Genomic DNA, 6,841 nt, shown 5'->3' on the forward strand with positions numbered 1-6,841 from the left:
ATCTTACACAGCCCAAAGTGCGCCGCAATAGCGACTCTTGTTCGGGTGTGGGGTAAAATCGAAACGAATAGGCTTTTTCCATGTCTCACATTTTAGCATATATTTGGTAAATGCGCTAGTATTTAACGGTAAAGCCGTCGTAGAACGACGGGGTTTCAGACCCAAAATTTTCGATGACAGTCACAGCCGATTATTTAGAACAACTCAATCCTTCTCAGCGCCTTGCTGTGGAGCATTTTTGCGGCCCCTTGTTGGTGGTTGCTGGAGCAGGATCGGGAAAAACCAGCGCTTTAACCTATCGTATCGCCCATTTGATCCGTCATCACAAGGTCGATCCAGAAAATATTCTCGCAGTCACTTTTACCAATAAGGCGGCCCGGGAAATGAAAACTAGAATTGAAAAAACTTTTGCTCAACAGCAAGCACAGGAAAAATACGGTCAAAGATTAGAACTTTTAGAAGAATACGAACAGAAAAAACTCTTTTCTCAAGTTTATCGGAATTATACTAAAAAACTCTGGATCGGGACTTTTCACAGTCTTTGTGGTCGGATTTTGCGCTATGACATTAATAAATATCAGGATGAATATGGTCATAGTTGGCAAAGGAATTTCTCAATTATGGACGAATCTGATGCCCAGAGTTTAGTAAAAAATATCGTCACTAAACAGATGAATTTAGACGATAAAAAATTTGATGCTCGCAATCTACGTTATGCGATTAGTAATGCCAAAAACTTAGGGTTAACTCCCAGGGATTACGCCAGAGAAAACCCTAATTTTCGGGGAAAGGTCATTTCTGAGGTTTATCAGGCTTATCAGATGCAATTGGCACAAAATAATGCGCTAGATTTTGATGATTTGATACTGGTTCCAGTCCGTCTTTTTCAGCAAAATGAATCTATTCTCGGTTATTGGCATACGCAATTTAAGCATATTTTAGTCGATGAATACCAAGACACTAACCGGATTCAGTACGAGTTAATTCGGCTTTTATCGACTAATGGTGAAACGAAAAAAAGTGAGTGGAATTGGACGGAGCGATCGATTTTTGTGGTGGGTGATGCCGACCAATCTATCTATAGTTTTCGGATGGCGGATTTTACTATTCTGCTCAATTTTCAAGCGGACTTTGGCGATGGTTTACCCGATGATGATACTCGCACGATGGTGAAACTACAGGAAAACTATCGTTCACGGGAGAATATTCTACAAGCGGCAAATAAATTAATTGAAAATAATAGTCAAAGAATTGATAAAGTCCTTGTTCCCACTAGAGAAGGGGGCGATAGTATTTATGTTTTTAAAGCCAGAGATGAACAGGAAGAAGCGGCTTTTGTTATCGATAAAATTCGAGAATTTACCCAAGAAAACCCCGAATTAAATTGGGGTAGTTTTGCCATTCTCTACCGAATTAATGCCCAATCTCGTCCCTTTGAAGATGGGTTAATTCGCAATAATATCCCCTATAATATTGTCGGGGGATTTAAATTCTATGATCGACAGGAGATTAAAGATGCGATCGCTTATTTACGAGTGATTGCCAATCCTGCTGATACCGTTAGTTTACTGAGAATTATTAACACTCCTCGGCGCGGTATCGGTAAAACCACAATCGATAGTTTGCTCAAAGCTGCCCAAGAATTAGGAGTACCTTTATGGGAAATTATCAGCGATGAAACTTCCGTTAATACTCTCGCTGGTCGTGCGACTAAAAGCGTCAATAAGTTAGCTAAAATTATCCAAAACCTGCAAGAAAAAATCACCGATTTATCCGCTAGTGAAATCTTAGACCAAATCATGGAAGATTCGGGATATATCGATGAATTAAAACAGCAGGGAACCGAGGAAGCTGATACCCGGATCGAGAATATTCAAGAATTGTATAGCGCCGTGGTACAATTTCAAGAGGAAAACGAAGAAACCAATCTACAGGAATTTCTCGCTAGTGCGAGTTTAGCCTCGGACTTAGATAATCTTCAGGAAGGTCAAGAAAAAGTCTCCTTAATGACCCTTCATTCGGCCAAAGGTTTAGAGTTTCCCCTCGTCTTTTTAGTCGGTTTAGAACAGGGCATTTTTCCCCATAATCGTAGTTTAAACGATCCCATTGCCCTTGAGGAAGAACGCCGTTTGTGTTATGTGGGGGTGACTCGGGCCAAGGAACAATTATTTTTAACCTACGCAAAAGAAAGATATGTCTGGGGGAATAAAGAGATGAAGGTAGCTTCCCAATTTTTGCAGGAATTGCCCCCAGAATTGCTCACAAGCAACCTGAAACCGAAAAAGACCCCAAAAGTGGTTCCCATTCAAACAACCGCCTCTAATCAAAGAAAATGGGGCGTAGGCGATCGAGTGTTACACTCTGCTTTTGGAGAAGGAGAAGTGACCCATATCCTTGGTGAGGGTAAAAAAATGAATCTAGCGGTCAAATTTTCGGGTTTAGGTCAGAAAATCATCGATCCTCGCACCGCACCCATGCAACTTATCCACGAATAGGTAATCATCTGTAGGGTGGGTTAGGCGAAAATAAGTTATAGTCTGACTAAAAATTGAGTATTCGCCGTAACCCACCGGCTTTTTTCTCTCTATCTCCCCACTGATAACTGATTACTGTTCACTGATAACTGACACACCCTGATTCCTCAACTCCGATCGCTACCTGCTGTTAGAATAGAGAATTGCGGTCAGACTGACGATAAAATTGAGAAGCTAAATCCTTGATTCTTAATAGTTGTTGAGAAACTTTCCGCCTACTATCGAAATTATCCGATAATATGGGCAACAGCGAGTTAGTCTATCTCAAGGTTGCGAGAGGACTCCCGTTAGAGCCGCCCTTGCTTAACGGGAGATGAATCGCGACCAAAATGAAACTAACGCGGTAGCGTTTCCACTTTCGAGGGATTTCGCTAGAATACAGAAAGCGGTAAAGCGCATAAGGGATCACGGAAACCTCCCGCTCCTTTGTACCTCGGAACAAATATCGCCCTTGAAAATGTAATGGTGACGGGTCAAGCAGCATAGAAGCTTAACGGCTAAGGTCAAAACAGCCCACAAATAAAATTCAGAGCCGTCCGCCGCCGGGCAGTCGGTAGACGTTAAACTAAAACGCTTGTGGATTCGGTCTGACGGGGGCATAGTCTTCCGATTGTGTCTAGTTAAGAGGAGTAGAAGCAAGAATCTCCCGTCACAGCGTAGCTTGACGGCGAGAGTGTCAATCAGTCTGTTAAAATTGACCCCCGTTGGTCGTATTCGCGCACTGTCTAACCTTTATGATGAGGATCAGTTAATATGGAATCAATGCAACCGACCGAGACCCAAAATCCGATTAGAACGGATTTACCCGGGTCTCTGAGCAAACCCAGCAGCAGCAGCAGCACCGAACAGATTTGGTCTGAGTATGTAGAACCAGTTTGGGATTCGGTGATGTCCTATCTGGCTAACGTCCCCGATTATATCGGTAGTTTCTTCTCTGGATACAAAAAACCTTTAATCGTTCTGGTGGCAATTTTAGCGAGTTTTGTCACCGTGAAAGTTACCCTAGCGGTTTTAGATGCGATCGATGATATTCCCCTCCTTGCTCCTATCCTACAATTAGTTGGAATCGTTTATAGTGGTTGGTTTGTCTGGCGCTATCTGCTCAAGGATGAGAATCGCCGCGAGTTATTAGCCGAAATTGATGCACTAAAAGCGCAAGTTTTTGGCAGTCACAATAACACTTTATAGAATCAAACAAAAGAGTTGAGCGCAAACACTCAACTCTTTTGTTTTTGCACAACAGCTTACACTAAATCCGTTGAGTATAGGTAACATATCAGGACAGGCACTCATGCAACAGGGTCAATAAATAGGGCTGGCTGAATAAATCTAAAAACCTTGTTGGGTAAGACTTTTAGACTTTTTGTCAATCAAAAAGTACCAGTTCTGGGAGTGATCGGGGGAAAATTCCGGGACTTTTTCTCTGAAAATTAGGTAATTTACCAGATGAGAATCGGTAAAAACCTACACCCCACACCCCACACCCCACACCCTGTCCCCACGAAAAACTTTTTGCCGCAGACCCTAAATAGGGTTTATAGCTTAACACCATAGTTCGGAAACCCGTACCGATCGAGCAGTTGTCAGGGGGCCTTGTATTTCGGTAAATTAGCACTCGGAAGGTAAGAGTGCTAATCTGGAAAAGACACTTACCCAAATACAAGAGAAACGGAGGATATTCCATGGCTGCAGTCAGCATCAACGTAACTACTGTTAAACCCCTAGGCGATCGAGTTTTCGTCAAAGTTAGTCCCAGCGAAGAAAAAACCGCCGGTGGCATTTTCCTTCCCGATGCCGCTAAAGAAAAACCCCAAATCGGGGAAGTCGTGGCCGTCGGCCCCGGCAAACGCAACGATGACGGTAGCCGTACCCCCGTAGAAGTGGGTGTGGGTGACAAAGTTCTCTACTCCAAATATGCCGGAACCGATATCAAACTTGGTGGCGAAGAATTCGTTCTCCTCTCCGAAAAAGACATTCTCGCGGCCGTTTCCTAATCATCTACCCTTGAAAACCCCTATTTTGCCCGAATAACGATACATTATGGCTAAATCTATTATCTACAACGAAGATGCCCGTCGCGCCTTAGAAAAAGGCATGGATCTCCTGGCCGAAGCGGTAGCCGTCACCCTTGGCCCCAAAGGTCGTAACGTCGTCCTCGAAAAGAAATTTGGCGCACCCCAAATCGTCAATGATGGCATCACCATCGCTAAAGAAATCGAACTGGAAGACCATATCGAGAACACCGGTGTGGCTTTAATTCGCCAAGCAGCCTCAAAAACCAACGATGTAGCGGGTGATGGTACTACTACCGCCACCGTTCTCGCTCACGCTATCGTTAAAGAAGGTTTACGCAACGTCGCCGCCGGTGCTAACCCGATTTCTCTGAAAAAAGGTATCGATAAAGCTGCCGATTTCCTCGTCGGTCAAATCGCCAAACACGCGAAACCCGTAGAAGATTCCAAAGCGATCGCACAAGTGGGCGCAATCTCTGCCGGTAACGATGATGAAGTCGGTCAAATGATCGCCTCGGCCATGGATAAAGTCGGCAAAGAAGGCGTAATTTCCCTAGAAGAAGGGAAATCGATGACCACCGAACTAGAAATCACCGAAGGGATGCGTTTTGACAAAGGTTATATCTCTCCCTACTTTGTCACCGACACCGAACGCATGGAATGCGTCTTTGAGGATCCCGCTATTCTAATCACCGACAAAAAAATCGGTTTAGTACAGGATTTGGTTCCCATTCTCGAACAAGTGGCCCGTCAAGGCAAACCCCTAGTAATTATCGCCGAAGACATCGAAAAAGAAGCTTTGGCAACCCTAGTGGTTAACCGTCTGCGCGGTGTTCTTAACGTTACTGCGGTGAAAGCCCCCGGATTTGGCGATCGCAGAAAAGCGATGTTAGAAGATATCGCCGTCTTAACCGGTGGTCAAGTAATCAGCGAAGATGCGGGTTTAAAACTGGAAACCACCAAAATTGACAGCTTAGGTACGGCCCGTCGTATCACCATGACCAAAGATACCACCACCATCGTCGCCGAAGGCAACGACGTGGCAGTGAAAACCCGTTGTGAGCAAATTCGCCGTCAAATCGACGACACCGATTCTTCCTACGATAAAGAAAAACTGCAAGAACGTCTGGCTAAATTAGCCGGGGGTGTGGCAGTGATTAAAGTTGGTGCCGCTACCGAAACGGAAATGAAAGACCGCAAATTGCGCTTAGAAGACGCGATTAACGCCACTAAAGCAGCCGTAGAAGAAGGTATCGTCCCCGGTGGTGGTACTACTTTAGCTCACCTCGCTCCCCAATTGGAAACTTGGGCCAAAGAAACCCTCCAGCATGAAGAATTAACCGGTGCTTTAATCGTTTCTCGTGCGATTTCTGCCCCCTTAAAACGGATCGCTGAAAATGCCGGCCAAAACGGTGCAGTTATTGCCGAAAGGGTGAAAGAGAAGCCCTTTAATGTTGGTTATAATGCCGCTACCGGTGAGTTCTCCGATATGTTTGAGGCGGGTATCGTTGACCCCGCGAAAGTGACTCGTTCTGCCCTACAAAATGCCGCTTCGATCGCCGGTATGGTTTTAACTACCGAGTGTATTGTCGTGGATAAACCGGAAAAAGAAAAATCCGCTGCCCCCGCCGGCGGTGGTGACTTCGACTATTAATAATTAGTCTATTTTTTCTCAACTCGATCGCTTAATTGCGATCGAGTTTTTTTTGATTAAAAAACATCCCTTCGGGTTAATACTAAATCCGTTGAGTATAGACTACATATCAGGAGAGGCACTCATGCACTCTTGCAATAGGCAAAAGGGGCAATAGATAATCAGCCGTAGGTTGGTTTGAACGGAGTGAAACCCAACAACCGAGGGTCTATGTCGGGTTTCGTTGCCTCAACCCGACCTACGAATTTACTATACAAACGGGGAAGCTTTTAAGGATTCGGAATTGATCGCAGCAGCAGAGTCAGAATACTGGTTAATACTGCCACCACCACGGGAATAATCAACGATTTTGCTCCCTTGAGGTCAGAGACATCCTTAATCAAAGCGTCCTGTGTTCCCTCTACTTTTTCCCATCGCCTATCAATACTTTTGAGTTCGGTTTTCACCTCGGCCATATCTACTTTTAGATCGGTGACATCTTTCTTTGACACTCCTGGGCCTAAAGGCGTGAGGATTCTCGAAGCTCATCACAGCCCTTTCTGGTTTCCCTTACTTAGGTCTTACACGATTATGTCTGAACCGAACCTACTAGAATATCACTTGCTATCTAGTTATCCTTTTTATGGTTCACTCTCCAAGCG

5 protein-coding genes and 1 pseudogene are annotated in these 6,841 nt (G+C 44.6%); 4 read left to right on the plus strand and 2 right to left on the minus strand.

Annotation, left to right across the window (positions count from 1 at the left end):
* On the minus strand, positions 1-82 hold an 82-nt coding region (locus IM319_RS21990), incomplete at its 3' end, for a helix-turn-helix domain-containing protein (protein WP_287674144.1).
* 91 nt (positions 83-173) lie between these two features.
* Here IM319_RS21990 and pcrA point away from each other — a divergent pair.
* From pcrA to groL, 4 genes are all read left to right on the plus strand, one after another.
* Entirely contained in the window at positions 174-2,495 is a 2,322-nt protein-coding gene (gene pcrA, locus IM319_RS21995; RefSeq protein WP_287736928.1) for a DNA helicase PcrA, read from the plus strand.
* Positions 2,496-3,287: 792 nt separating this feature from the next.
* Positions 3,288-3,722, plus strand: a complete 435-nt coding sequence (locus IM319_RS22000; protein ID WP_287736930.1) for a CAAD domain-containing protein — start codon at positions 3,288-3,290, stop codon at positions 3,720-3,722.
* A gap of 494 nt (positions 3,723-4,216) precedes the next feature.
* A complete protein-coding gene (groES, locus tag IM319_RS22005) occupies positions 4,217-4,528 on the plus strand; it encodes a co-chaperone GroES (RefSeq protein WP_002737272.1) in 312 nt (103 codons plus the stop codon).
* 46 nt (positions 4,529-4,574) lie between these two features.
* Positions 4,575-6,200: a chaperonin GroEL gene (groL, locus tag IM319_RS22010; RefSeq protein ID WP_286824284.1), complete on the plus strand. Its 1,626-nt coding sequence runs from the start codon at positions 4,575-4,577 to the stop codon at positions 6,198-6,200.
* A 269-nt stretch (positions 6,201-6,469) separates the two neighbouring features.
* Here the strand turns inward: groL and IM319_RS22015 are convergent.
* Positions 6,470-6,685: pseudogene (locus IM319_RS22015) on the minus strand (shikimate dehydrogenase); the annotation flags it as partial.
* Positions 6,686-6,841: the final 156 nt, after the last annotated feature.

Origin of the sequence: Microcystis sp. M113S1 (genome assembly GCF_020246945.1) — a bacterium.
GTDB lineage: Bacteria > Cyanobacteriota > Cyanobacteriia > Cyanobacteriales > Microcystaceae > Microcystis.

What these genes read in the sequence shown, in the direction of transcription:
- pcrA (WP_287736928.1), top strand. Translation starts at nt 174, where the DNA reads ATGACAGTCACAGCCGATTATTTAGAACAACTCAATCCTTCTCAGCGC.
- IM319_RS22000 (WP_287736930.1), top strand. Translation starts at nt 3,288, where the DNA reads ATGGAATCAATGCAACCGACCGAGACCCAAAATCCGATTAGAACGGAT.
- groES (WP_002737272.1), top strand. Translation starts at nt 4,217, where the DNA reads ATGGCTGCAGTCAGCATCAACGTAACTACTGTTAAACCCCTAGGCGAT.
- groL (WP_286824284.1), top strand. Translation starts at nt 4,575, where the DNA reads ATGGCTAAATCTATTATCTACAACGAAGATGCCCGTCGCGCCTTAGAA.